The 24,253-nt window shown below is 71.9% G+C and carries 27 protein-coding genes; 16 read left to right on the forward strand and 11 right to left on the reverse strand.

Annotated features, from left to right (window positions below; translation table 11 throughout):
* Window positions 1-4 precede the first annotated feature (4 nt).
* From KBB57_RS10390 to KBB57_RS10425, 8 genes are all read right to left on the reverse strand, one after another.
* Entirely contained in the window at window positions 5-1,189 is a 1,185-nt protein-coding gene (locus KBB57_RS10390; protein WP_290749555.1) for an amino acid aminotransferase, read from the reverse strand.
* 21 nt (window positions 1,190-1,210) lie between these two features.
* Entirely contained in the window at window positions 1,211-1,768 is a 558-nt protein-coding gene (locus tag KBB57_RS10395) for a GNAT family N-acetyltransferase (protein ID WP_290749557.1), read from the reverse strand.
* Window positions 1,769-1,779: 11 nt separating this feature from the next.
* Complete coding sequence (gene sseA, locus KBB57_RS10400; RefSeq protein ID WP_290749559.1) at window positions 1,780-2,631, reverse strand: 3-mercaptopyruvate sulfurtransferase; 852 nt, start codon at window positions 2,629-2,631, stop codon at window positions 1,780-1,782.
* Between the two features lie 1,326 nt (window positions 2,632-3,957).
* A complete protein-coding gene (locus KBB57_RS10405; protein ID WP_290749561.1) occupies window positions 3,958-6,054 on the reverse strand; it encodes a TonB-dependent siderophore receptor in 2,097 nt (698 codons plus the stop codon).
* 375 nt (window positions 6,055-6,429) lie between these two features.
* Window positions 6,430-7,272 (reverse strand): metal ABC transporter permease, encoded by an 843-nt coding sequence (locus tag KBB57_RS10410; RefSeq protein WP_290749563.1) that lies wholly within the window; start codon window positions 7,270-7,272, stop codon window positions 6,430-6,432.
* A gap of 267 nt (window positions 7,273-7,539) precedes the next feature.
* Complete coding sequence (locus KBB57_RS10415) at window positions 7,540-8,379, reverse strand: metal ABC transporter permease (protein WP_290749565.1); 840 nt, start codon at window positions 8,377-8,379, stop codon at window positions 7,540-7,542.
* A 430-nt stretch (window positions 8,380-8,809) separates the two neighbouring features.
* Window positions 8,810-9,682: a manganese/iron ABC transporter ATP-binding protein gene (locus KBB57_RS10420; protein ID WP_290749567.1), complete on the reverse strand. Its 873-nt coding sequence runs from the start codon at window positions 9,680-9,682 to the stop codon at window positions 8,810-8,812.
* Entirely contained in the window at window positions 9,679-10,560 is an 882-nt protein-coding gene (locus KBB57_RS10425) for a metal ABC transporter substrate-binding protein (protein ID WP_290749569.1), read from the reverse strand. Before KBB57_RS10425 ends, KBB57_RS10420 begins: the two co-directional genes overlap by 4 nt.
* A gap of 114 nt (window positions 10,561-10,674) precedes the next feature.
* Here KBB57_RS10425 and KBB57_RS10430 point away from each other — a divergent pair, with 114 nt between their 5' ends.
* Window positions 10,675-11,103 (forward strand): Fur family transcriptional regulator, encoded by a 429-nt coding sequence (locus tag KBB57_RS10430; RefSeq protein WP_290749571.1) that lies wholly within the window; start codon window positions 10,675-10,677, stop codon window positions 11,101-11,103.
* Here KBB57_RS10430 and KBB57_RS10435 read toward each other — a convergent pair.
* The gene (locus KBB57_RS10435) at window positions 11,090-11,740 is read right to left on the reverse strand and encodes an invasion associated locus B family protein (protein WP_290749573.1); all 651 of its coding nucleotides are present in this window, start codon (window positions 11,738-11,740) and stop codon (window positions 11,090-11,092) included. The genes KBB57_RS10430 and KBB57_RS10435 overlap by 14 nt on opposite strands.
* Window positions 11,741-11,939: 199 nt before the next feature.
* Here KBB57_RS10435 and KBB57_RS10440 point away from each other — a divergent pair, with 199 nt between their 5' ends.
* The 4 genes from KBB57_RS10440 (at window position 11,940) to KBB57_RS10455 (ending at window position 14,502) form a co-directional block, all read left to right on the forward strand.
* A complete protein-coding gene (locus KBB57_RS10440) occupies window positions 11,940-12,758 on the forward strand; it encodes a flagellin (RefSeq protein WP_290749574.1) in 819 nt (272 codons plus the stop codon).
* Between the two features lie 105 nt (window positions 12,759-12,863).
* A complete protein-coding gene (flaF, locus tag KBB57_RS10445) occupies window positions 12,864-13,262 on the forward strand; it encodes a flagellar biosynthesis regulator FlaF (protein WP_290749576.1) in 399 nt (132 codons plus the stop codon).
* On the forward strand, window positions 13,259-13,663 hold the full coding sequence (gene flbT, locus KBB57_RS10450; protein WP_290749579.1) for a flagellar biosynthesis repressor FlbT: 405 nt from the start codon (window positions 13,259-13,261) through the stop codon (window positions 13,661-13,663). The genes flaF and flbT overlap by 4 nt, the downstream gene beginning before the upstream one ends.
* A gap of 8 nt (window positions 13,664-13,671) precedes the next feature.
* Complete coding sequence (locus tag KBB57_RS10455) at window positions 13,672-14,502, forward strand: DUF1217 domain-containing protein (RefSeq protein ID WP_290749581.1); 831 nt, start codon at window positions 13,672-13,674, stop codon at window positions 14,500-14,502.
* 57 nt (window positions 14,503-14,559) lie between these two features.
* Here the strand turns inward: KBB57_RS10455 and KBB57_RS10460 are convergent, their stop codons facing one another.
* Together KBB57_RS10460 and KBB57_RS10465 are read right to left on the reverse strand one after the other, a co-directional pair.
* On the reverse strand, window positions 14,560-15,072 hold the full coding sequence (locus tag KBB57_RS10460; RefSeq protein ID WP_290749584.1) for a hypothetical protein: 513 nt from the start codon (window positions 15,070-15,072) through the stop codon (window positions 14,560-14,562).
* 94 nt (window positions 15,073-15,166) lie between these two features.
* Window positions 15,167-16,480: a FliI/YscN family ATPase gene (locus KBB57_RS10465; RefSeq protein ID WP_290749587.1), complete on the reverse strand. Its 1,314-nt coding sequence runs from the start codon at window positions 16,478-16,480 to the stop codon at window positions 15,167-15,169.
* Window positions 16,481-16,569: 89 nt separating this feature from the next.
* On the opposite strand from KBB57_RS10465, the gene KBB57_RS10470 reads away from it, so the two are divergent.
* From KBB57_RS10470 to KBB57_RS10520, 11 genes are all read left to right on the forward strand, one after another.
* Window positions 16,570-16,959 (forward strand): FlgB family protein, encoded by a 390-nt coding sequence (locus tag KBB57_RS10470; protein ID WP_290749589.1) that lies wholly within the window; start codon window positions 16,570-16,572, stop codon window positions 16,957-16,959.
* A 5-nt stretch (window positions 16,960-16,964) separates the two neighbouring features.
* Window positions 16,965-17,351 carry a flagellar basal body rod protein FlgC gene (flgC, locus tag KBB57_RS10475; RefSeq protein ID WP_290749592.1) on the forward strand — a complete coding sequence of 129 codons (387 nt, stop codon included), beginning with the start codon at window positions 16,965-16,967 and terminating at the stop codon, window positions 17,349-17,351.
* A gap of 14 nt (window positions 17,352-17,365) precedes the next feature.
* Window positions 17,366-17,662: a flagellar hook-basal body complex protein FliE gene (gene fliE, locus KBB57_RS10480; protein WP_290749594.1), complete on the forward strand. Its 297-nt coding sequence runs from the start codon at window positions 17,366-17,368 to the stop codon at window positions 17,660-17,662.
* Between the two features lie 88 nt (window positions 17,663-17,750).
* The gene (locus tag KBB57_RS10485; protein WP_290749596.1) at window positions 17,751-18,017 is read left to right on the forward strand and encodes a flagellar biosynthetic protein FliQ; all 267 of its coding nucleotides are present in this window, start codon (window positions 17,751-17,753) and stop codon (window positions 18,015-18,017) included.
* 953 nt (window positions 18,018-18,970) lie between these two features.
* Window positions 18,971-19,690 (forward strand): flagellar hook-basal body complex protein, encoded by a 720-nt coding sequence (locus KBB57_RS10490; protein ID WP_290749598.1) that lies wholly within the window; start codon window positions 18,971-18,973, stop codon window positions 19,688-19,690.
* Between the two features lie 20 nt (window positions 19,691-19,710).
* Window positions 19,711-20,496, forward strand: a complete 786-nt coding sequence (gene flgG, locus KBB57_RS10495) for a flagellar basal-body rod protein FlgG (RefSeq protein WP_290749600.1) — start codon at window positions 19,711-19,713, stop codon at window positions 20,494-20,496.
* Window positions 20,496-20,912: a flagellar basal body P-ring formation chaperone FlgA gene (flgA, locus tag KBB57_RS10500; RefSeq protein WP_290749601.1), complete on the forward strand. Its 417-nt coding sequence runs from the start codon at window positions 20,496-20,498 to the stop codon at window positions 20,910-20,912. Before flgG ends, flgA begins: the two co-directional genes overlap by 1 nt.
* Window positions 20,909-21,652: a flagellar basal body L-ring protein FlgH gene (flgH, locus tag KBB57_RS10505; RefSeq protein WP_290749604.1), complete on the forward strand. Its 744-nt coding sequence runs from the start codon at window positions 20,909-20,911 to the stop codon at window positions 21,650-21,652. The genes flgA and flgH overlap by 4 nt, the downstream gene beginning before the upstream one ends.
* Before the next feature lie 10 nt (window positions 21,653-21,662).
* Window positions 21,663-22,178 (forward strand): flagellar basal body-associated FliL family protein, encoded by a 516-nt coding sequence (locus KBB57_RS10510; protein ID WP_290749606.1) that lies wholly within the window; start codon window positions 21,663-21,665, stop codon window positions 22,176-22,178.
* Window positions 22,179-22,392: 214 nt separating this feature from the next.
* Window positions 22,393-22,974, forward strand: a complete 582-nt coding sequence (locus tag KBB57_RS10515) for a hypothetical protein (RefSeq protein ID WP_290749608.1) — start codon at window positions 22,393-22,395, stop codon at window positions 22,972-22,974.
* Between the two features lie 479 nt (window positions 22,975-23,453).
* Entirely contained in the window at window positions 23,454-24,245 is a 792-nt protein-coding gene (locus tag KBB57_RS10520) for a tellurite resistance TerB family protein (RefSeq protein ID WP_290749611.1), read from the forward strand.
* The last annotated feature ends 8 nt before the right edge of the window (window positions 24,246-24,253 follow it).

Here is a 24,253-nt window from a genome sequence, read left to right on the forward strand (position 1 = left end):
GCGCTCAGACCCCCGCCGACGCGATGGCGGCGGCGAGGCGGTCTAGGCCCTGCGCGGGCAGGCCCGCGACGTTGATGCGGCTGTCGCCGACCATGTAGACGCCGTGCTCGTCGCGCAGGCGCTGGACCTGCTCGGGCGTCGCGCCGGTCAGCGAGAACATGCCGCGGTGGTTGAGGATGAAGTCGAAGCGGTCGGAGTTGGTCGCCCGGCGCATGGCGTCGGCGAGGCCCTGCCGGAGCACGAGCATCCCGAGGCGCATCTCCTCGAGCTCGGCCGCCCAGTCGGCGCGCAGCTCCGGGTCGTTGAGGATGATCTCGACGACCTTGGCGCCGTGGTCGGGCGGGAAGGAGAAGTTGAGCCGGTTGAGCGTCGCGAGGTTCGCCCGCGCCCGGCCGGCCTCGTCGGCGTCACGGGCGATGGCGAGCGCGAGGCCGACGCGCTCGCGGTAGAGGCCGAAGTTCTTGGAGCAGCTCGCGGCGAGCAGGAACTCCGGCGCGCGGGCGGCGAGGCGGCGCAGGGCGGCGGCGTCCTTGTCGAGCCCGTCGCCGAAGCCCTGGTAGGCGAGGTCGACCATCGGGATCGCGCCGGTGGCGTCGAGGATGTCGGCCACCTTGTCCCACTGGTCGAGGGTGAGGTTGGCGCCCGTCGGGTTGTGGCAGCAGCCGTGCAGGAGCAGGACGTCGCCGGGCTTCATCGCCGCGAGGTCGGCCGTCATGCCCTCGAAGTCGACGCCGCGGGTGGCGGGGTCGAAGTAGCGATGGGTGCGGAAGGGGATGCCGATCCCCTTGAGGATCGCGGCGTGGTTCGGCCAGCTCGGCTCGGGCAGCCAGACGGTGAGGCCGGGATTAGCGCGGCGGGCGAGGTCGAAGAGCTGGCGGAGCGCGCCGGTGCCGCCGACGGCCTGGGTCATGGCGATGCGCTCGCGCGGGCGGTCGGGGCCGAGGACCAGCTCCGCCATCGCCTCGTTGAAGGCGGAGTCGCCGAGGAGGGCGACGTAGGCCTTGGTGGCCTGGCCCTCGAGCAGGCGCTTCTCCGCGGCCTTGACCGCGCGCATGACCGGAGTGCGGCCGTTCGCGTCCTTGTAGACGCCGACGCCGAGGTCGAGCTTGTCCTGGCGCGGGTCGGCGGCGAACTCGGCCATCATGGCGATGATCTTGTCGGCCGGCTGGTTCTCGAGGGTCTCAAGCATCTCGGGGATCCTGGTGCTGGGCTAGTCGCCGACGCTGGCGCGGTCGCGCGTCAGCACGCGGCTGCGCGTCTCGCGGCGGACCGGCGCGAAGCCCGCCTTCTGGTAGAGGGGCAGCGCCCTCGGGTGGTCGAGCGAGTTGGTGTTGACGGTGACCCGGGCCACGCCGGGGCGGTCCCAGGCGGCGTGGACCGCCGTCTCGACGAGGAAGCGGCCGAGCCCCTGGCCGATCGCCTCCGGCGGCAGGCCGAAATAGGCGAGGTCGCAGACGCCGCGCTCGCGGGCGTCGAGGGCGAAGAAGCCGTGCGGCCAGCCGGCCCGCATCAGGGTGTGCAGGGTCACCGCCGGGTCGGCGAGGAAGGTCTCGAGCTCGGGCCTCGGGCGGTCGTGCTGGTCAGTCCACTCGTACTCGGAGCCGACGGCGTCGTAGAGGGCGAGGAACCACCAGACCGGCGGGCGCTCGGCGACGAGGAGCGCGGAGGCGGGGCCGACGGGCATCGGCGGCCGCGGCGATGCCGGCCGCGCGTCCATCTCGAGGAAGGTCACGACGTAGTCGACCCGTTCCCCGGCGCGGTGGATCATCGCGCCCCCCTTCAGCCCTTCTCGACCTTGAGGTCGGGATAGGCGCCCCACTCCGCCCAGGAGCCGTCGTAGAGGGCGTGGCGGTCGTTGCCGAGGCGCTCCAGCGCGAGGTTGAGGATCGCCGCGGAGACGCCCGAGCCGCAGGAGGTGATCACCGGCTTCTCGACGTCGACGCCGGCGGCCTCGAAGGCGGCGCGGAGGGCGGCGGGGTCCTTGAGCGTGCCGTCGGGGTTGACGAGGGTGGCGTAGTGGACGTTCCGCGCGCCGGGGATGTGGCCGGAGCGCAGGCCGGGGCGGGGCTCCGGCTCTTCGCCGCGGAAGCGGCCGGGCGAGCGGGCGTCGACGATCTGGGTGTCCGCGAGCTTCGCCGAGGCCGCAACCTGGGTGACGTCGCGGACGAGGGCGGCGTTGCGGCGGGCGGTGAAGTGGCGGTCCCGCAGGATCGGCCAGCCCTCCTCGATCGCGCGGCCCTCGGCCTTCCACTTCGGCAGGCCGCCGTCGAGCACGGCGACGTCGGTCTTGCCGAAGAGGCGGAAGAGCCACCAGACCCGGGCGGCGGAGAAGAGGCCGGCGCTGTCGTAGACGACGACGCGGTGGCCGTCGCCGACGCCCATGGCCCGCATCCGGGAGACGAACTTCTCGACCGGCGGCGCCATGTGAGGCAGCTCGGACTGGGTGTCGGAGATCTCGTCGATGTCGAAGAAGCGGGCGCGGGGGATGTGGCCGGCGATGAACTCGGCCCTGGGGTCGCGGCCGGCGTCGGGCATGTGCCACGACGCGTCGAGGACGCGCAGGTCGGGGGCGCCGAGATGCGCCGCCAGCCATTCGGTGGAGACGAGGAGCTGGGGGTCGCTGGTGCTCATGCGGCGCCTTTCGGGCTCTTGGGCGGGCGGTCGGCCCGGAATACCGGCCGCGGGCCCCAGCGGCAAGCCCGGGCGCAACGGGTTCTTGCGGCGGGTCGTCGCCGAGGCGGCGCGTGAACCGTGTGTGCCCACGCGTGAACAGGGGTCAAGTCATTGAAATCACGTGTCGCTATGCACGAGATTGCACGAACCTGCACGATATTGCACGGATTTCCCCCGGGCGGGAGAGATCGGGTTCATACGGCGGACTGCTTCGCCGTGGCCGGTTCCAGGAACGCCCTGCGCGCGTCCGGCCGATGTCTTCCGGATCGGGATTTTCATGGGCGGCCTTCCCGTGAAAATGGTGGCGCTGGCGCCGAACCCCGCCCATCTCGCACGACGACCGGCCAACCTGCCTCGGCGGCTGTGCGGCGAAGCGACAGAGGTCGTCAATGGCGACTTCGGCCGACGCCTGCCGTTCGCGTGGACGGGACGGGTTTTCGGTATGCGCCCCCGGGCTGCGGCGCGATTTGTCATACCGGCTCGCTTCGTCTGCTCCGTTTTGGATTGGCGGGATCGACAGGTCCGGGCATCTTGGCGTTGATGAGGCTGGGGCGGCGGACCGCACACAGAAACATCACGGCGAAGGGTCAAGGCGTTCCTGAATTTGCGCGCAAATATATTTCGAAATATTTTGAATATGAACGGTGAAAATCATTGCATCTTTATCAGCGCCGCATTTCGCGGCGCCGTGTGACTCACTTGGAGGTTCCGCCGTCCCCGTGGCTGCCGCTCCGCATCGAGCCGGGTGACATGCGCATGTCACCCGGCGGGCGCCGTCGCGGGACGGACCTCGCCGCCCGGGAGGGGCGGCGACGCGGGGAGGGCGGGTCGGGCGATTCCGGCATGAGGGCAGAAGGGCCGGGCGGACGCCGGGCGCCTGCCCGGCCCGACCGCGACCTACGGCATTCACACATCCCGGCTGAAGCCACGGATCGGGAGGAATGGGCCGCGACACTGACGCCAGACGGATTTGACCCGCGGCAAATCCGTCCGCGATCGCCCCTCGGGGGGCGAGCGCGTCGCCGCGCTCGCCGGGGCGATCACGGACGGATGGCGCGCGACGGGGAAATCTTCACCCCTGACGGCCTCCGCGCCACCGCGCTCCGGTCGTCGGCGCGGCGAAAGCCGTGCTTTCGCTTGTCGCGCCGCAGCCTCGCGGGCGGAGCCTGCGTCGGTCGGGCGGCTGTCGGCTTCCTGTCGTTCGGTCCATGGCGGCTGGAGGAGAAGCGTGAATCCGCCAGGACCGCGCCCGGTCCGGTGGTTCGGGGCGGGCGCGGGGCGCGCTTACCAGAGGCCGACGCTGAGGGTGAGCTGGACCTGGCGCTCGTCGCCGCGGGAGCAGCCGCCGCCGGGGTAGCAGATGGCGTAGTAGTCCTTGTCGAAGAGGTTCGTCACGTTGATCGCTCCCTCCACATTGCCGCGCTGGTAGCGGAGCGCCGCGTCGAAGAGGGTGTAGGCCGGGGTCTCGCGGTCGTTGGTCGAATCGCCGAAGCTCGACCCGACGTAGCGGACGCCGCCGCCGAAGCTCAGGCCCTCGAGCGGGCCCGACTGCACCGCGTAGTTGGCCCAGAGCGAGGCCGCGTGCTCGGGGACCAGCGCCGGGCGGTTGCCCTCGTCGCCGTCGTTGCTCGAGGTGATCTCGGCGTCGATGTAGCTGTAGGCGGCGACGGCGGAGAAGCCCTCGGCCAGCGACACGTCGGCCTCGAGCTCGAGGCCGCGGTGGCGCACCTCGCCGGTCTGGACCCAGTAGTTGAGATGGTCGGGGTCGGTGGTCAGCACGTTGGTCTTGGTGATCTGGTAGAGCGCGGCCGAGAACAGCGCCTCGAAGGTCTCGGGGCGCCAGCGCGCGCCGATCTCGTACTGCTCGGCCTCGGTGGGCTGGTAGAGCGCGCCGTCGAAGTCGGCCCCGGTGTTGACGACGAAGCCGGTGGCGTAGCTCGCGTAGGGCGTGACGCCGTGGTCGAGCTCGTAGACCGCGCCGATGTCCCAGACGAGCTTGTCGTCGTCCTGGTCCTCGTCCTCGCCGTAGAGGTGGTCGTCGAAGCGGTTCTCGACCCAGGTCTGGCGCAGGCCGAAGCTCGCGAAGAGCCGGTCGGTCAGCTGCGCCTGGTTGTGGGCGTAGAGGCCGTACTGCTCCACGGTCTGGACGCCGTCGTAGTAGATCTCCGGGCGGGGGAAGTCGAAGTCGAACTCAGGGTCGAGGACGGAGATGTAGTGGCTGTCGTCGTAGCCGTTGCGGGAATCCGCCTCCATGCGGCTGTAGTCGACGCCGAGGAGCAGGGTGTTGTCGACCTGGCCGAGGGCGAAGCCGATCTCGGCCTGGGTGTCGATCGCCTGGGTCTCGGCGGTCTCCTCGACGGTGAAGTCGGCGTAGTTCATCTCCGTGTCGGAGGCCATGCCGTTGAAGTAGAAGTCGCGGTAGTCGGTCTCCTGCCGGGCGACCCGCGCCTGCTGGCGGATGACGAGCGAGGGCGAGACCTCGTGGGAGAAGAGGTAGCCGCCCGAGGCGATGTCGGCGTCGAAGTGCGAGATCTCCGGGTTGGCGTTGCGGAACCACGACGGCAGCCTGCCGGAGGCGGCCGGGTAGTCCTCGCCGGCGACGGGCAGGTAGAGCGTGGGCGTGGTCTTGTCCTTCTGGAAGTTGGTGAGGATGGTGATCTCGGTGGCGTCGTCGGGCCGCCAGGTCAGCGCCGGCGCGAGGAGCTGGCGGTCGTTGAAGGAGTTGGCGAGCCCGGTCTCGCCCTCGCGGTAGAGGCCGGTCAGGCGCCAGGCCAGCGTGCCCTGCTCGCCGAGCGGGCCGCCGACGTCGATGCCGCCCTGCCAGGTGTCGAAGGGGCCGTAGGTGACGAAGCCGTCGCGGAGCGGCTCGAAGGTCGGGCGCTTGGTCACCGCGTTGACGATGCCGCCCGGGTCGGTCTCGCCGTAGAGCACGGCGTTGGGGCCGCGCAGGACGTCGACGCCCTCGATGCTCCAGGGCTCGATGACGAAGCCGGAGAAGCCGATGACCTTCTGCGGCAGGCCGTCGCGGTAGATGCCGTAGGGGCCGATGTCGAAGCCGCGGATCAGGAACTGCGGGAAGCGGTTGTCCTGGCCCCAGGGCGAGGGGATGACGCCGGGGACATAGGAGATCGCCTGCTCCATGGATTGCGGGCGGCGCTGGGCGAGCGATTCCTGGGTGACGATGGAGACGGCCTGGGGGATGCGCTCGATCGGGGTGTCGGTCTTGGTGGCGATCGCCGAGGAGATCGGCACGAGGCCGACGTCGGCCTGGGCGTCGATGCTGAGCGTGTCGAGCGTCAGCGTGCCCGGCCCGTCCTGGGCGAGGGCCGGGGCTGCGAGGAGGAACGCGGGCAGGGCCGCGCCGAGGATGGCGGGTTTCACGGGGGATGCCTCCGAAGCCGGACGGCTTGCCTGGCCGGACCTCGGTGGGTAGCGCCGCTATCACGCCGCCGTTAACGGGCGGCGGGGTCGGCGTCAACCTCGGGGGATGGTCCCTGTGGCCGACGGCGCGCCTTTGCGGAGCCCGTCTCCCGACGCGCAAGCTGTGGCGAGCGTCGGTCCGCGGCGGCGGGGTCGGGGCGGCGGGGTCAGATGGGCGAGGGCGTGGAGGAGGCTGGCGACGGAGGCGAGGGTCAGGGCGAGCACGACGGCCGGGCCCGGGGCGGCGCCGATGCGGAGGCTGGCGTAGACGCCGGGGATCGCCGCCGCGAACGAGCGGGGCGATGGCGGGCGTCCGTCCGAGGTGGCGGGGTGGCTTCAGGCGGGCGCGGAGGGGGTGGCGCGGGCGCGGCGTTCGGCGCGGCGGGCGTGGAGGAGGCTGGCGACGAAGGCGAGGGTCAGGGCGAGCACGACGGTCGGGGCCGGGGCGGCGTCGATCCAGAAGCTGGCGTAGACGCCGAGGATCGCCGCGGCGAGCGAGACGGCGGTGGCGATGGCGAGCATCGGGCCGAGGCGGCGGGCCCAGAGCAGCGCCGTGGCCCCCGGGGTGATGAGGAGCGCGATGGCGAGGATGATGCCGACGGCCTGCAGCGCGCCGACGACCGCGAGGGCGACGAGGGCGAGGAGGCCATAGTGGAGGCCGCGGACGGGGAGGCCGATGGCGCGGGCGTGGGTCGGGTCGAAGATCTGCGCGGCGAGATCGGCGCGGAAGGCGAGGACCGCGGCGGTGACCACGGCGCCGGCGGCGGCGGACCAGGCGACGTCGGTCCAGACGACGCCGAGCATGTCGCCGAAGAGCAGGTGCGAGAGGTGGAGCGTGGTGGGCAGCGAGGCGTAGAGGACGAGGCCGAGGCCGAAGAGGCCGGAGAACACCACGCCCATGGCGGTGTCCTCCTTGATGCGGCTGTTGTCCTTGAGCCAGCCGGTGCCGGCCGCGCAGGCGAAGCCGGCGACGAAGGCGCCGACGGCGATGGGGAGGCCCGCGACGTAGGCGAGGACGACGCCGGGGAGGACGGCGTGGCTGATGGCGTCGCCCATCAGCGCCCAGCCGCGCAGCACGAGGAAGCAGGAGAGCAGCGCCATCGGGATGGCGACGGCGACGGCGATGGCGAAGGCCGTCTGCATGAAGGGGAGCTGGAACGGGAGCAGGAGCTCAGGCACGGGGGCGGCTCCGGGTAGCGCGGCGGAAGGCGGCGACCGTCGGCGCCGCGTCGCGGGGGAAGCGGGACAGGCCCGTGGGCGGGGCGGCCGCGGCCGGGTGTCGGGCGGGGAGCCGGACGAGGAGGGGCTCAGGCACGGGGGCGGCTCCGGGTAGCGCGGCGGAAGGCGGGGACCGTCAGCGCTGAGCCGCGGGGGAGGCGGGGCAGGCCCGCGGGCGGGGCGGCCGCGGGCGGCTGTCGGGCGGGGAGCCGGAGGGGCAGGAGAGGCTCAGGCACGGCGGCGGCTCCTTGTGGCGAGGAGGCCGTGCTTGGGGGCGAGGAGGAAGGCGGCGAGGAAGAGCGCGGTCATCAGCACGATGATGAGCCCGCCGGTGGCGCCGTCGAGGAAGAAGGAGAGGTAGGCGCCGACGGCCGAGCAGCCGGCTCCGATCGCGACGGCGATGAGGATCACGTAGCCGAAGCGGTCGGTGAGGAGGTAGGCGGTGGCGCCCGGGGTGATGATCATGGCGACGACGAGGAAGGCGCCGACGGTCTGGAGGGCGGCGACGGTGGCGAGGGCGAGGAGGGCGAAGAACACCACCTTGAGCGCGTCGGGGCGCAGGCCGACGGTGCGGGCGTGCATCTCGTCGAAGAAGACGGCGAGGAAGTCGCGCCATTTCAGGGTGAGGACGACGAGGGCGACGCCGCCGATCAGCACGAGCTGGAGCGTGTCGAGCGGCGTGATGGCGAGGACGTTGCCGAGCATGATGGTCTGGAGGCTGACCGCCGCCGGCCGGATCGAGATCATGAAGAGGCCGAGGGCGAAGAAGCCGGTGTAGACGACGCCGATGGCGGCGTCCTGGCGGAGCCGCGTCGAGGCGCCGAGCCAGAGCATGGCGCCGGCGGCGAGCCCGCCGGAGACGAAGGCGCCGAGCGCGAAGGGCAGGCCGAGGATATAGGCGCCGGCGACGCCGGGGACGACGGCGTGGCTGAGGGCGTCGCCGACGAGGGACCAGCCCTTGAGCATCAGGAAGGCGGAGAGGAACGCGCAGAGGGCGCCGACGAGGGCGGAGACCCAGATGGCGTTGGTCATGTAGCCGTAGGTGAAGGGCTCGAGGAGGGTGGTCATCGTACCGCGCTCCGGCGGCGCCTGGACGGGGCCGTCGCGGGCCGGGCGGCGCGCGGGTGCGGTGGGCCGGCGTCCGGCGCCCTGACTTCCGTTGTCTGGTCGGCGGCCTGCGAGCGTGGGCGCGATAGTCCTCGCACCCGATCGCCCTGGACCGAGGCGGGGCGCATCGGGAGCAAAGACCCGGCCGATGCGCCGGCATCGGCAGCGCCTGCCTGCCCCGTCACGCCGGAGGCGTGCCTTCGGCACGACGCAGGCGCTTCGCGCCAGCCCGGGCAGGCGCGCCGACGCCCTCTTGAGATGTCGCTGGTCCCGGATGCAACCGCCGACGCTGGAAGTGGGGCGGATCGCTCGTCCGAGGCGGTGGCCCGAGGCCCACATGAGGTGATCGCCGCAGATACCCGGGTGGTGGGAACGGCCGGAGCGCACGCCATCAGCGGACCTCGCGGGCGGCGGCTTCGGCCTTCGATTCGGGGTCGTGGCCGGCGTCGTAGATGACGAAGGGGCGCTCGTCGTCGGTGAGCACGGTGACGCGGCGCTCGTCGGCGTCGTCGTGAAGGTCGCGGCCGCCGAGGACGAAGTGGCGGAGCTTGCCGCCGAAGGCCGCCTCGAGGTTCTTCTGGGTGAAGACCTCGGCGGTCGGGCCGGAGGCGAGGATGCGGCGGTCGATCAGCACCGCGCGGTCGCAGAAGTCCGGCACCGAGCCGAGGTTGTGGGTGGAGATCAGCATGACCCGGCCCTCCTCGCGGAGGTCCTTGAGGAGCGCCACGATGGCGTCCTCGGTGGTGACGTCGACGCCGGTGAAGGGCTCGTCGAGGAGGATCACCCTGCCCTCCTGCGCCAGCGCGCGGGCGAGGAAGACGCGCTTCTTCTGGCCGCCGGAGAGCTCGCCGATCTGGCGGTCGGCGAGCGGCGCGACGCCGACGCGCTCCATCGCCGCCTCGACCAGCTCGCGGTCGCGCGGCGAGGCGCGGCGGAGCCAGCCCATGTGGCCGTAGCGGCCCATCATCACCACGTCGCGGACGACGATCGGGAAGGTCCAGTCGACCTCCTCGGCCTGGGGCACGTAGGCGACGAGGTTGCGGTCGAGCGCCTGGTCGCGGGGCATCCCGAGGATCTCGACGCCGCCGGTGCGCAGCGGCACGAAGCCCATGATCGCCTTGAAGAGCGTCGACTTGCCGGAGCCGTTCACGCCCACGAGCGCGGTGATCGAGCCCTCGGGCAGGGTGAAGGTGGCGTCGTCGAGCGCGGTCAGGCCGGTGCGGTAGGTGACGGAGACGTCGCGGACGGCGAGGCCGGGCTTCATGGCGCGAGCGCCTCGGCGACCGTCGTCGTGGTGACGCGCATCAGGTCGAGGTAGTGCGGCACCGGCCCCCCCGGCTCGCTGAGGCTGTCGACGTAGAGGACGCCGCCATAGGCGACGCCGGTCTCGCGGGCGACCTGCTGGGCGGAGCGGGGGTCGACGGTCGATTCGGAGAACACCGCCGGCACGTCGTGCTCGCGGATGCGGTCGATGGCGCGGCGGATCTGCTGTGGCGTGCCGGTGTTCGCCTCGTTGATCGGCCAGATGTAGATCTCGCCGAGGCCGAAGTCGCGGGTGAGGTAGGCGAAGGCGCCCTCGGAGGTGGCGAGCCAGCGGCGCGCCTCGGGGATGGCGGCGAGGCGCTCGCGGATCGGGGCGGCGAGCGCCTCGATCTCGGCGGAATAGGCCATGGCGTTCGCCTCGTAGGCCGCGGCGTTGGCCGGGTCGGCGGCGGCGAGCGCGGCGCGGATGTTCTCGACGTAGATCAGCGCGTCGGAGAGCGACATCCAGGCGTGCGGGTTGGGGCGGCCGGCGTAGGGGCCCTCGGAGATGGGGATGGGCTCGATGCCGTCGGTGAGGACGACGGCCGGCACGTCGCCGAGGTTGCGGAAGAACCGCTCGAACCAGGCCTCGAGCCCGAGGCCGTTCCAGAGGATCAGGTCGGCGTCGGAGGCGGCGAGGATGTCGGAGGGCGTCGGCTGGAAGTTGTGGACCTCGGCCCCGGCCGGGATCAGCGACACGACGTCGGCCGCGTCGCCGGCGACGTTCTGCGCCATGTCGGCGATGATCGTGAAGGTGGTGGCGACCTTGAGCCGCTCCTGGGCGGCGGCGGGAAGCGCGAGGGTGAAGGCGACGAGGAGACTGGGAACAAGACGCGACATGCGAACTCCGGACGTTTCCGGGAGACCATAGCGGATCCCGATCCGGATGCAAATGATAATCGTTCGCAAAAACGGGATTGGCGCGGGCGGGCGTCTCGGCTATGGTCGGGGCCGATGACGGTTCCGGGCAAGACGGCGGACTACGAAGCGATCCTGCGCGAGGCGGGGCTGCGCATCACCAAGCCGCGCCGGATCATTCTCGAGATCCTGCACGGGGCGCAGGGGCATCCGGACGCGGCGGAGATCTTCGAGCGGGCGGTGGCGATGGACAGCCGGATCTCGCTGGCCACGGTCTATCGGACGATGCGCGCGCTGGAGGAATCCGGGGCGATCCAGCGCCACGCCTTCGGGCACGGGCCGGCGCGGTTCGAGCAGGCGCAGGAGGGGCATCACGACCACCTGATCGACGTCGACACCGGCGAGGTGATCGAGTTCTCCTCGAGCCGGATCGAGGCGATCCAGGAGGAGATCGCCGCGCGGCTCGGCTACGAGATCGTGCATCACCGGCTGGAGCTCTACGGGCGGCGAATCAAGGCGGAGTGACGGCTTGCGGCCCCGCCTTCGACGTCTTCGGCGCGGCGGATGGTTCCTCCTCCGGCGGGGCGGTCGGTTCGGCGCCCGGGGCAGGGGGCGGGGTCGCTTCGGCCGCGCGCGGAGCGGGCGCGGGCGGCTGGCGGGCGGCGGCGTCCCAGGCGGCGGTGAAGCCGAGGAGCGAGGCGGGCAGGCGGACGCGCACGCCGTCGAGGAGGGTCAGCGTCACGTCGGCGACGCGCTCGCGCTTCAGGGCGGCGAGGAGGTCGGCGTCGAAGGGCGCGAGCGCCTGGCAGCTGGCGCGGTCGCAGGTGCGCCAGGGGACGTCGCGGGGGGCTGCGTCGCCGAGGGCGATCGAGATCCCGTCGGGGAGGAAGAGCGGCAGCGGGGTGGAGAGGGCGAGCTGCCCCCCCTGCCCGTCCGGGCGCGCCTCCAGCGCCAGCACGGCGCTGCCGTCGGCGCCGCGGACGGCGGCGCGGATGGCGCAGGCGTCGCCGAGGCAGGCGAGCCGCCAGTCGCGGAAGGTGAGCTCGGCGCCACGCCGCGCGGCATAGGCCGCGGGCGGGTCGGCGGCGGCGGGCGCGGCCGAGAGGAGCGCGGCGGCGAGGAGGAGCGCGCGGTCGAGCGGCGCTAACCTTATGTCAACCAAGATAGCGTTGCCCCGTTAGCCGCTTCTTAGCGTTGTTCGCGGAATGTGCCCCCACGCGGCCCGAAACGGCCGGCGCGGCGGGGCGCGAAACCAGCCCCAACGCCGCAGATGTCAGAAGGACGGTCATCGGCCCGCAGGCGCGGGCACGCCAGTCAACCAGCGGGGTCGAAGGCCCCGCGTCTCGAAGGGAAACCAACCGATGTCCTCGATCCTCACCAACTCCTCCTCGCTCGTCGCGCTCCAGACCCTGAAGTCGATCAACTCGAACCTCGGCAAGGTCCAGAACGAGATCTCGACGGGCCTGAAGATCTCGACCGCGAAGGACAACGCCTCGACCTGGGCCATCGCCTCGACGATGACCTCGGACGTCGGCGCCTACAAGAAGATGTCGGAGTCGCTGACCGCGGCCTCCGAGACCATCGGCGTCGCCCGCAACGCGGCCGAGCAGATGGTCGACACGCTGAAGCTCGTGCAGGCGAAGGTCGTCGAGGCGAAGAAGCCCGGCGCCGACCTCGCGAAGCTCCAGGCCGACGTCGACGCGCTGACCGCGACGATGCAGTCGATCGGCGCCTCGGCGCAGGTCAACGGCATCAACATGGTCAACAACACCGACACCCAGAGCTTCGCCGTCTCGCTGACCCGCGTCGGCGCGGGCGACGTGGGCCTCGAGGTGCTCGGCGTGGACGGGATCGACCTCGTCACCGACGCGGCGGCGGACGTGACGCTCGTCGCCGACGCGACCGACGAGAGCGACGTCGACGCGGTGGAGACCCAGCTCCAGGCGGCCATCGACGCGGCCGCCTCCTTCGGCGCCGCGCAGGCGCGGATCGACGCGCAGAACACCTTCCTCGGCAAGCAGATGGACGCGATCAAGAACGCCTCCGGCGCGATGATCGACGCGGACATGGAGGAGGCTTCCGCCCGGCTGACCGCGCTGCAGACGCAGCAGCAGCTCGGCATCCAGGCGCTGTCGATCGCCAACCAGGCGCCGCAGAGCATCATGTCGCTCTTCCGCTGATAGCGGTCCCGGCGGGGCGGGCCTGACGGCCCGCCCCGTCCTCCCTCGCTCCATCGCCCTGATCCTCCCGGACCGCGTGGTCCCGGGCCCCCACGAGGCTTGACGATGACCTTGAACGCCCATGCCCGCTCCGGCTACGCCAGCGCCGCCGCTCCCGTAAGGTCCGAGCGCGACACGGAATACGCCGTCTTCGCCCGCGTCACCCACCGCATGAGCGCGGTGGACGAGGGCGACAAGTCCGCCTTCCCCGCCCTCGCGGCGGCCGTCTCCGACAACCAGCGGCTGTGGGGCGTCCTCGCCGAGGATCTGCTCTCGGAGGGCAACCGGCTCCCCGCCGCGCTCAAGGGCCAGCTGGTCGGCCTCGCCGAGTTCGTCCGCAAGCACACGCTGCGGGTGCTCGCCGGCAAGGCCCCGGTCGCGCCCCTCGTCGAGATCAACACCACCATCATGCGCGGGCTGCGCGGGCAGACCGCCGCCGGCGACATCGGGGGGGTCGCGTCATGAGCGGGCTCGTCCTGAAGCTCGGGCCGCACGAGCGGATCATGATCAACGGCGTCGTCATGCAGAACGGCGACCGGCGGGCGCGGCTGAACATCCTGACGCCCGAGGCGAACGTGCTGCGGTTGCGCGACGCGATCCACCCCTCGGAGGCGAACACGCCGGTGCGGCGGGTGGCCTATGTGGCGCAGCTCGTCCTCGCCGGCGAGGCCGATCCCGAGGAGGGCCGCCGGCAGGTGCTGCGCGGCATCGAGCAGCTGAGCCAGGTCTTCACCGACGCGGAGAGCCGGGCGCACCTCACCGCGGCGACCGAGGCGGCGGCGGCGGGGCGGTTCTACCAGGCGATGCGGGCGCTGCGGAACCTGATGCCGCGTGAGATGCGCCTGCTCGGCAGCGCGGCCGGGTAGCCGGGGCGATGGGCTTCTCCCCGCAGATACCGCTCGCGGGCATCGCCGGCTGGCGGTTCCTCCAGCGGACCCAGGCGACGCAGGAGGCCGCGTTCGCGAAGGGGGCGGAGCTCCAGCGCGAGATCGCCTATTTCCGCGAGAACATCGGCTCGGTGACCTCGGCCGAGGAGCTGGTCGCCGACCGGCGGCTGCTCAAGGTGGCGCTCGGGGCCTTCGGGCTCGAGGGCGAGATCGACAAGAAGGCCTTCATCCGCAAGGTGCTGGAGGGAGGGACCGAGGACCCGGAGGCGCTGGCGAGCCGGCTGACCGCGCCGGGCTTCAAGGAGATCGCCGACGCCTTCGGCTTCGGCAACGCCGCCGGCGCCCGGACGGGGACCGCCGGATTCGCCGACGGGATCGTCGCCGCCTACAAGTCGCGCGCCTTCGAGGCGGCCGTGGGCGAGAAGGACAACGACATGCGGCTGGCGATGAACCTCCGCCGGGAGATCGCCGCGCTCGCGGCCGGAGAGGGCGGCAGCTGGTACAAGGTGATCGGCTCGTCGCCGCTGCGCGAGGTGTTCGAGAAGGCCTACGGGCTGCCGTCGTCGTTCGGCCAGCTCGACGTCGACAAGCAGCGCGACGTCCTGCGCGACAAGACCTCGGCGCTCTTCGGCACGTCCGGCCTGACCGCCTTCGCCAAGGAGGAGAACGTCGAGAAGCTCGTCACGCGGTTCCTCGTGCGGGCGCAGATCGACGCGGGACCGTCCGCGACCGCGCCGGGCGCGGCGGCGCTGACGCTGTTGCAGGGGTCGCGGGGCTCCTCGTCGGGGCTCCTCAACCTCATCTCGGCGCTGGGCTGAGAACGCGAAGCGCCGCCCCGGGGGGCGGCGTCGGCGCGTGGGCGAAGGTGAAGGGCGTCAGTTGTCGGTGACGATCTTCTCGATCTGCATCTTCTGCTCCGCCTCGTTGGACACGCTCTGCGTGATGAGGTGGATCCGCATCAGCTGATCCTCGGTCAGGGTGTCGACGTCGATGTCGGAGTTCATGCCGAGCTCGGCGATCTCGGCGCGCACGCCGTGGCGGATGTCGTCGATCCCGTCGAGGTCGGCGGCGTTGATGTCGCCCTTCGGGCCCCTCGGGATCACCGCGCCGCCCTCGGCGATGCGCTCGTCGGCGTCGCGCAGGACGACGTCGATCTGCGCGGCGCGCTCGGACGGGCTGAGTCCGCTGGACAGGCCCTGGATCCGGGTCAGCTCCTCAAGGGTGAGGACATCGATCATGGCGACCTTCGAGGGGTCCATGTTCAGCTGCGCCATCGTCGTCCGCGCGTTGTCCTGAAGCTGCATCAGGCCGAGATCCTGCGCAGCGATCGGCCCCGCGAGGGCAAAGGAGAGCATGGCCGCGGAAGCGGCGGCAAGGTAGCGTTTCATCGGAATTCCTCCGGAAAACGTGTTTCGGGCCGGACGTTCGCGCCCGTCCTGCCGGGAAAACCGCGCAACTCGCGGTTGGTTCCCATCGGAGGCGTCAGGCGCCCAGCGTCTTGCGCAAGCGGGCGAAGCTCGCCGGCGGCCCGTCCGGGGCGGCCTCGGCGAAGAACGCGTCGAGGCCGGGCCAGAGCGCGATCGCCTCGTCGATCGCCCGGTCGGAGCCGGCGGCGTAGAGGCCGGTCTGGATCATCAGGGCGGCGTTCTCGTAGGTGGTGAGCGTCCGGCGGGCGCGGGCGAGGAGCGCGTTCTCGGCCTCGCTCGCCACGCCGGGCAGGCTGCGCGAGACGGAGCGGCGCACGTCCACCGCCGGGAAGCGGCCGCGCTCGGCGATGCCGCGGTCGAGCACGACGTGGCCGTCGAGCACGCCGCGGGTGATGTCGGCGACCGGCTCGTCCATGTCGGAGCCGGCGACGAGCACGCTGAAGATCGCGGTGATGTCGCCCTTGCCGCGCGGCCCGGGACCGGCGCGCTCGCAGAGGGCGGCGATCATGTTGGCGGTCGAGGGCGGGTAGGCGCGGAGCGACGGCGCCTCGCCGGCGGTCAGCGCGATCTCGCGGTGGGCCTCGGCGAAGCGGGTGAGGCTGTCGATCATCAGGAGCACGTGGCGGCCCTGGTCGCGGAACACCTCCGCGGTCGCCATCGCCATCCAGGCGGCGCGGCGCTTGATGAGCGGGGCCTGGTCGGAGGTGGCGGCGATCACCACGGCGCGGGCCATGCCCTCGGGGCCGAGGGCGTGCTCGGTGAAGTCGCGGAGCTCGCGCCCGCGCTCGCCGATCAGGCCGAGGACGACGATGTCGGCCTCGATGCCGCGGGCGAGGCCGGCCAGCAGCGTGGACTTGCCGACGCCGGATCCGGCGAAGATGCCGATGCGCTGGGCGCGGGCCACGGGCAGCATGGTGTCGAAGACGCGGAGCCCGGTGGCGAGCCGGCCGCCGAGGCCCTTGCGGCTGGCCGCGGCCGGGGGATCGCGGCGGAGCGGCGCGGCGACGGGGCCGGGCTTCAGCGGGCGGCCGTCGAGGGGCGCGCCGAAGGCGTCGACGATGCGCCCCGTCCAGTCGGTCGAGGGATGCGCCTCGGCGGCCCCGAGCAGCGTCGCGGCGTCGCCCATCGCCGCGCCGTCGAGCGGCCCGTAGGTCATCGCGCGCGCCGTGCCGCCGGAGAGCGCCACGATCTCGCCGCCGAGGACGCCGCCGCCCTTGGTCGCGATCGAGACCTGGTCGCCGATGCGGGCCTGGTGGGTGAGGCCGGCGATCTCGAGCGACGCCTGGCCGATCGCGACGACCCGCCCGACCCGCGCGTGGTTGCGGATGCGGCCGATCTCCTGGCGGAGCGCGGAGAAATCGTTCAGCATTTCTCGGGTCCTGCGGCTTTTTCGATTACTCTTTCTCAACCAACGATCGTTAAGGCCGGGTTGCGAGACACCACGGGAGAAGCCCGAGCATGGACCACAACCTGACGCTCCTGCGGCTGGCGAGCTCGCTTGCCGCCCACGCCACCGCCCGGCAGGGTCTCGTCGCCGAGAACATCGCCAACGCCGACACCCCGGGCTACCGGGCGCGGGACGTGGCCGACTTCGCGAGCACGCTGGAGGAGGGCCCGGGCTTCGCGGCGCGGACGACGCGGGCGGGGCACATGGACCTCGCCGACGGCGATCCGCGCTTCGAGGCGCGCGAGGTGGCGGCGTTCGGGGCGGAGACGCCGAACGGCAACTCGGTGAGCCTCGAGGACCAGATGGTCCGCGGCGCCGAAGTGCGGCAGAGCCACGACCTGGCGCTCGGGGTCTATCGCAAGACGATGGACATCCTGCGCACCTCGATCGGCAAGGGGTGAGGGCGATGAGCGACATCGCCCGGACGATGCAGGCCTCGGCGAGCGGGATGGCGGCGCAGGCGGCGCGGCTGCGGCTCTCCAGCGAGAACATCGCCAACGCCGACACCCCCGGCTATCACCGCAAGACCGTCAGCTTCGAGGAGGTGGTGGCGGGCGACGCGCGGGCGGTGGCGACCGGGCCGGTGCGGCTCGACCAGGCCGAGACCCAGCGCATCCTCGACCCGACCCATCCGCTGGCCGGCGACGACGGCTATCGCGAGGGGTCGAACGTCAACATGATGATCGAGATCGCCGACGCGCGGGAGGCGAACCGCTCCTACGAGGCGAACCTGAAGATGTTCGAGCAGGCCCGGCAGATGGCGGGCTCGCTCATCGACCTGCTGCGGCGCTGAGGAGGCCCGAGGGAATGGACATTCGATCGACGCTGGCCGCGCAGGTCTACGGGTCGGCGCAGGTCGCGGCGCGGCCGGAGCCGGCGGCCGCGGGCAAGGGTCCGGGCGAGGCCTTCGCCGCGGCGGCGCAGGACTTCATGGCGACGATGCGCGCAGGCGAGGAGACGGTGAAGGCCGGGCTCGCCGGCCGCGCCGACCCGCAGGCGGTGGTCGAGGCGCTGGCGGCGACCGAGCTCGCCGTCCAGACCGCCGTCGCGGTGCGCGACAAGGTCGTGGAGGCCTACCAGGAGATCCTGCGGATGCCGGTCTGACGGGGTGTCCCACAGTGGGATGCCGGTCAATCGATTGTTATTTCCGTATAAAAATCGTGATGCGTGAGTTATCCACAGGGCCGTCGCGGTGACGGAGGCTGTCGTCCTCGACATCCTGCGGCAGGCGCTGTGGGTGGCGCTGGTCGTCTCGACGCCGATCCTCGCGGTGGCGCTGGTGGTCGGCCTCGCCATCGGGCTGGTTCAGGCGCTGACCTCGGTACAGGAGATGACGCTGACCTTCGTCCCGAAGCTCGGGGCGATCCTCGTGGTGTTCTGGATCACCATGAGCTTCTCGGGGCAGACGCTGGTGCGCTTCTACCAGGACCAGATCATCGCCATGGTGGCGGCGCGGTAGGGGCTGCATCTTGCAGGCTTGCATACTTGCCGCCGTGTATGCACGCTACACCCCAGTAGGAATGTGAAGTCGAGGGGTATTGGGCGAAGGTCTGATGCAGGACATGCAGAAAGCACGGCGATCAATGGCTTTGTCTCTAGCGTCATACGGACAAATGAGTGCTGTTGGAGACTTTGCTCTGGCGATTTAAATCGGATACGTGTATCGCGACGCCTCTAGCTATAAGATCCACAGTTGCTTTAAGGTTGCGGGCCATCTGACCCGTGATGACCACCCTATGCTGGCTTGAGCCGGCCGAGATTCCCCTCCGTGGCTGGCGCCGTTCCCGACCGGGCGCTGAAATCGTGCGCAGGCAGTGGAGCTTCGGCCCCGAGCGTGGCGCGCCGCCAGACAAACGGCCCCTGCGGCCGCGAACGCATCCGGACTTGGTCCGCCCGCACCCACACTGCGCGACAGTGGAGAGGAAGCCCGGCCGGAAGCAGGTCGCGACGGTGACGCCAGACGGATTTGACCCGTGGCAAATCCGTCCGCGATCGCCCCTCGGGGGGCGAGCGCGTTGCCGCGCTCGCCGGGGCGATCACGGACGGATTGCGCGCTTCCGGAGAAATCTTCACCCCTGACGGCTTCCGCGCGCAACCGCGCTCCAGCCGTCGACGCGGCGAAAGCCGTGCTTTCGCTTGTCGCGCCGTGGCCTCGCGGGCAGAGCCCGCTTCGGTCGGTCGGCGCTCGCGCCCCGGGGATCCAGCCGGGCAGGAGGGCGTTGTGTAGTGTGGCCCGCATCTCCAGACTCTGGAGAGCTTCCTTGGCGACCTGAGGTTGCTGACCCCCGCAACGTGAGAGGACAGCGCCGGGCGCCGTCCACGACCCTTGACCGAATCTTTACCTAACCCCGCCAAGGCTCCCGGGACGGGCGTCGCGAGAGGCGCCGATCGCAGGATGCGAGGACCTCGGCGATGGACCTTCCCGGCTATGTGGCGCTGACCAGGGCGTCGGGGCTGCTCAAGGAGATGCAGTCCGTCGCCAACAACATCGCCAACATCTCCACCACCGGGTTCCGCCGCGAGGGCGTGGTCTTCGCCGAGATGGTGCAGGCGCTGCCCGCCGAGGGCGGGTCGGTCGCCATGACCGCGGCGCGGGGCCGGTTCACCGACGAGGCGCAGGGCGCGCTCGTCGAGACCGGCGGCACGCTCGACCTCGCCATCGAGGGCGAGGGCTACTTCACCGTGATGACGGCGCAGGGCGAGCGGCTGACGCGGGCCGGCGCCTTCACGCGCAACGCCGACGGCGAGGTGGTCGACCCCGCGGGCAACCGGCTGCTCGACGAGGGCGGCGGGCCGATCGTCATCCCCTTCGAGGCCGAGCATGTCGGCGTCGCCTCGGACGGCACCCTCAGCGTCGACGGCGCGCCGGTGGCGAAGGTCGGGCTCGTCACCGTCGAGGACCAGACCACGATGACCCGCGAGGGCGGCGCGCTCTTCGCCGCGGACAACGCCGTGCCGATGATCGACGGCAGGATCGTGCAGGGCTCGCTCGAGCAGTCGAACGTCAATCCGGTGATGGAGATGGCGCGGATGATCGAGGTCCAGCGCGCCTACGAGTACGGCATGAAGCTCGCGGACGGCGAGGACGAGCGCATCCGGCTGGTGGTGCGCACCCTCGGCGCCCGCGGCTGATCCGGGGAGGAGAGAGAGACATGCGCGCGCTCAACATCGCGGCGACCGGGATGGCGGCCCAGCAGACCCGGGTCGAGGTCATCTCGCACAACCTCGCCAACATGAACACCACCGCCTACAGCGCCCGGCGGGCGGAGTTCGCCGACCTGCACTACCAGCAGGTGGACCGGCCGGGGACGATCAACTCGGCGGACGGGTCGGTGCTGCCGGCGGGCGTGCAACTCGGCCTCGGGGTGCGCTCGACGGCGGTGTCGGTGCAGGTGGAGCAGGGCTCGCTGACCGAGACCGGCGGGTCGCTCGACCTCGCGATCGAGGGGCAGGGCTATCTGGAGATCACGCTGCCGAACGGCGAGGCGGCCTATACCCGCGACGGCGCGCTGAAGCGCAACGGCGACGGGCTGATCGTGACCTCGGACGGGTTCGCGGTGGTGCCGGACATCACCATTCCCGAGGACGCGCGCGAGATCACCATCAACGCCGACGGCGAGGTCTACGCCTATTTCGACGGGCAGGTGGAGGCGCAGCTGCTCGGGCAGTTCGAGCTCGCCACCTTCACCAACGAGAAGGGGCTGGAGGCGATGGGCTCGAACCTGTTCCGCGAGACCGAGGCCTCGGGGGCGCCGAACGTCGGGGCCGCGAGCGAGGACGGGCGGGGGACGTTCCGGCAGGGCTATCTGGAGAACTCGAGCGTCGATGCGGTGCGCGAGCTGACCGGGCTGATCGAGGCGCAGCGCGGCTACGAGCTGAACGCGAAGGTCATCACCGCGGCCGACCAGATGCTCGCCGCGACGACGCAGATCCGGTGATGCGGCGGGCTTTGATCCTGGCGCTGGCGGTCGCCGCCCCGGTCCACGCGGCGAGCGTGGCGCCGGTGCGGGCGATCCGGGCGCAGACGGTGATCGCGGCCGGCGACCTGACGCTCCTCGACGAGGAGACGCCCGGCGCGATCGGCAGCGTCGAGGAGGCGGCGGGGCTGGAGGCGAAGGTGACGCTCTATCCGGGGCGGCCGATCCTGCCGAGCCAGCTCGGGCCGCCGGCGCTCGTCGAGCGGAACCAGACGGTGCGGATGGTCTTCATGCGCGGCCCGCTCGCCATCGAGGCGGAGGGCCGCGCGCTCGACCGCGGCGGGCCGGGCGAGCGGGTGCGGGTGATGAACCTCGCCTCGAAGCAGATCGTGACCGGGGCGGTCGCCGAGAACGGCAGCGTGGAGGTTGGCAGATGAAGGCGTGGATCGCGGTTCTGGGCTGTCTCGCCCTGCTGGCCGGCTGCGGCGGCGACAATCCGATCGGGCAGGCCCCGCCGATGACGACGATCGGCGCGGCGGTGCCGGGCGCGCCGGCGATCATGACCGCCGAGCGGGCGGCGATCGCGGTGCCGCCGCCGCAGGCGGCGCGGCACGCCTACCAGCAGGCCTCGCTCTGGGGCACCGGGCCGGACAACCTGCTCGGCGACCGGCGGGCGAAGAACCTCGGCGACCTGCTGACCATCGTGATCGAGATCGACGACGAGGCCGAGATGAAGAACTCGACCCAGCGCAACCGCTCCGGGTCCGAGGGGCTGGAGCTCGGCGACGTGTTCGGGATCGCGGGCAGCAAGCTGATGCCGAACGAGCTCGCCGGGCTGACCGGCACGCTCGAGGTCGGCGGCAAGTCGAACTATCGCGGCAACGGCGCGGTGAAGCGCAACGAGAAGCTGACGCTCCGGGTCGCGGCGACGGTGATCGACGTGCTGCCGAACGGGCACCTGGTGGTGCAGGGCGACCAGGAGGTGCGGGTCAACAACGAGCTGCGGGACCTGCAGATCGTCGGCATCGTGCAGCCCGAGGACATCGACCGCCACAACGTGATCTCCTACGACCGCATCGCCGGGGCGCGCATCTCGTATGGCGGCCGGGGCACGCTCTCCACCGCGCAGCAGCCGCGCTGGGGGCAGCAGGTCGTCGACAAGGTCCTGCCGTTCTGAGGGCCGGGCGATGAAGCTCGCGCCGGTCGCGATCGCGCTCCTCGGCCTCGGGGCCGGGGTGGGCGCGGGGGTGATGCTGAAGCCGGCGCCGGAGGCGGCGGCCGCCGCCCCGGAATGCCACGAGGGCGCGGCGTGCCCGGCCGCCGATCCGCTGGCCGCGCCGCATGGCGGGGCCGGGGCCAAGGCGGAGGCGGAGGGCGAGGCGAGCGTCGTTCCCGTCGAGAAGCCGTTCGTGGTGCCGGTCTTCAAGGGCGAGAAGGTGGCGGCGATGGTGGTGGTCTCGGTGGCGGTGGAGATCCAGGCCGCCCACGAGACCGCCGTCGAGGAGCTGACGCCGCGGCTGCGCGACGCGCTCCTCGCCGCGATGTTCCGCCATGCCAACACCGGCGGCTTCGACGGGGCTTTCACCGCCGGCCGGAAGATGGAGGACCTGCGGGCGGCGCTGCTCGCGGCCGCCCGCCAGATCTTCGGCGAGACGCCGGTGAACGACGTGCTGATCACGGAGATCGCCCGGCAGGACGTCTGACACGCTCGCCGGTTGATCGCCTCGCCCCAAAGCCGGCGCACCGGGCGCCGCCCATCCCCGCCGATGCGCCGGCCCCCTGGAAATGTCGTCGGGCCGGGCGCAACCGGCGACGCGCGACGCCGGGGGGCTGCCGTCCGCGGCGATCACCCATGGCGCCCGCAAGCCTGTGGTCACGGGCTTGCGCGGCGGCTACCCTCGCGGCGGGGGACACGCCATGCCGCCAGAGCAGATCATCGTCATCCGTCACGCGCAGAAGCCGACCCGAAAGCCGAAGCGCATTGGCGTGCGCGAGGACGGGACCGGGGACGCGGAATCGCTGACCGTGCGGGGCTGGCAGCATGCCGGCGCGCTGGCGGCGGCGTTCGCGGGGACGGGATCGGGCGCAGGCGACACGCTGGCGGGGCGGCCGGACGTGATCTTCGCGTCCGGGGCAGGGAAGAAGCGGGTGCGGATCGGCGGGCGGGAGGTGACGGTCGGCAGCCGCAGCCGGCGACCGCAGCAGACCGTGGGGGCGCTGGCTGAGGCGCTGAAGCTCGTCCCCGTGACGACCCACACCAAGGGCGAGGAGCAGGCGCTGGTCGCGGACGCGCTCGGCCGGACGGGCGTCGTGCTGATCTGCTGGCAGCACCAGCGCATCGCCGCCATCGGGAACCTGATCGTCGGCGACGACACTACCGTGCCGCAGCGCTGGCCGGAGGACCGCTACGACCTCGTCTACGTCTTCGACCGGGTCGGAGATGACTGGAGCTTCCGGCAGCTCGCCCACGAGCGGCTGGTGGTCCTGCCGGGCGGGTAGCCCCGCCTGTCTGGAGCCCTACGGCATTCACACATCCCGGCTGAAGCCACGGATCGGGAGGAATGGGCCGCGACGGCGCCGCCAGACGGATTTGACCCGCGGCAAATCCGTCCGCGATCGCCCCTGCGGGGGGCGAGCGCGATTCCGCGCTCGCCGGGGCGCTCACGGACGGATGGCGCGCGACGGGGAAATCTTCACCCCTGACGATCTCCGCGCCAACGCGCTCCGGTCGTCGGCGCGGCGAAAGCCGTGCTTTCGCTTGTCGCGCCGTGGCCTCGCGGGCAAGCCCGCTTCGGTCGGTCGGCTATCGGCTTCATATCGTTCGGTCCATGGCGGCTGGAGGAGAAGTGTGAATTCGCTAGGCTTGGAGCCCGAAGCGCGTGCGCCCTTGCCCCGGCGGCGTCGCGGCGCATACTTCCCCCCAGGGGCGAAGTCGCGCGGGCGAGATGCGCCGGCCCCGGAACCGTGGGGGAAAGCACATGAGTTTCGGCAATATCCTTGGCCAGATGCTGCAGGAGGGCCTCGGAGGCCAGGCCGGCGGGCGGTTGCAGCAGGGCCTGCGCGGCATGGGCGGCGGCGCCGGCGGCGGCAGCCCGCTCGACGGCATCCTCGCCCAGGTGCAGGGCGCGCTCGCCGGCGCGCAGCAGCCGGGCGGCATCGGCGCGCGCGCCCGCGACTTCATGACCGAGAAGCAGGTCGGCGGCCTGAGCGGCGGCCAGCTCGGCGGGATCGGCGCGCTGGCGGGAGCGCTCCTCGGCGGCGGGGTCGGCGGCGCGGCGCGGGGGGGCATGCTCGCCATCCTCGGCACCATGGCGCTGAGCGCGCTGAAGAACGCCCAGGCGGCGAAGGCGGCCGGGGGCGGCGGGGCGGGCGATGTGCTCGACCTCGACCCGAACCACGTTCAGGCGGTCGCCGACCCGCAGGTCGAGAAGCTGCTGGTGCGGGCGATGATCGCGGCGGCCAAGGCCGACGGCAGCATCGACCAGGCCGAGATGCAGAAGATCATCGGCAAGATCGGCGAGGACGGCGTGACCGAGGAGGAGAAGGCCTTCGTGATGAGCGAGCTCGCCGCCCCGGTCGACGTGATGGCGCTCGCCCGCGACGCTGGCTCGCCGGCGGTGGCGGCGCAGGTCTATGCCGCGTCGCTGGTCGCGGTGTCGGTCGATTCCGAGGAGGAGCGGGCGTATCTGCGCGCGCTGGCGCACGCGCTCGGGCTCGACGCGGCGACGGTGGCGCATCTCCACCAGATGACCGGCCAGCCGGCGGTCTGAGGACGGCG

Source organism: Amaricoccus sp., assembly GCF_017993425.1.
In the GTDB taxonomy this organism is placed as follows: Bacteria; Pseudomonadota; Alphaproteobacteria; order Rhodobacterales; family Rhodobacteraceae; genus Amaricoccus.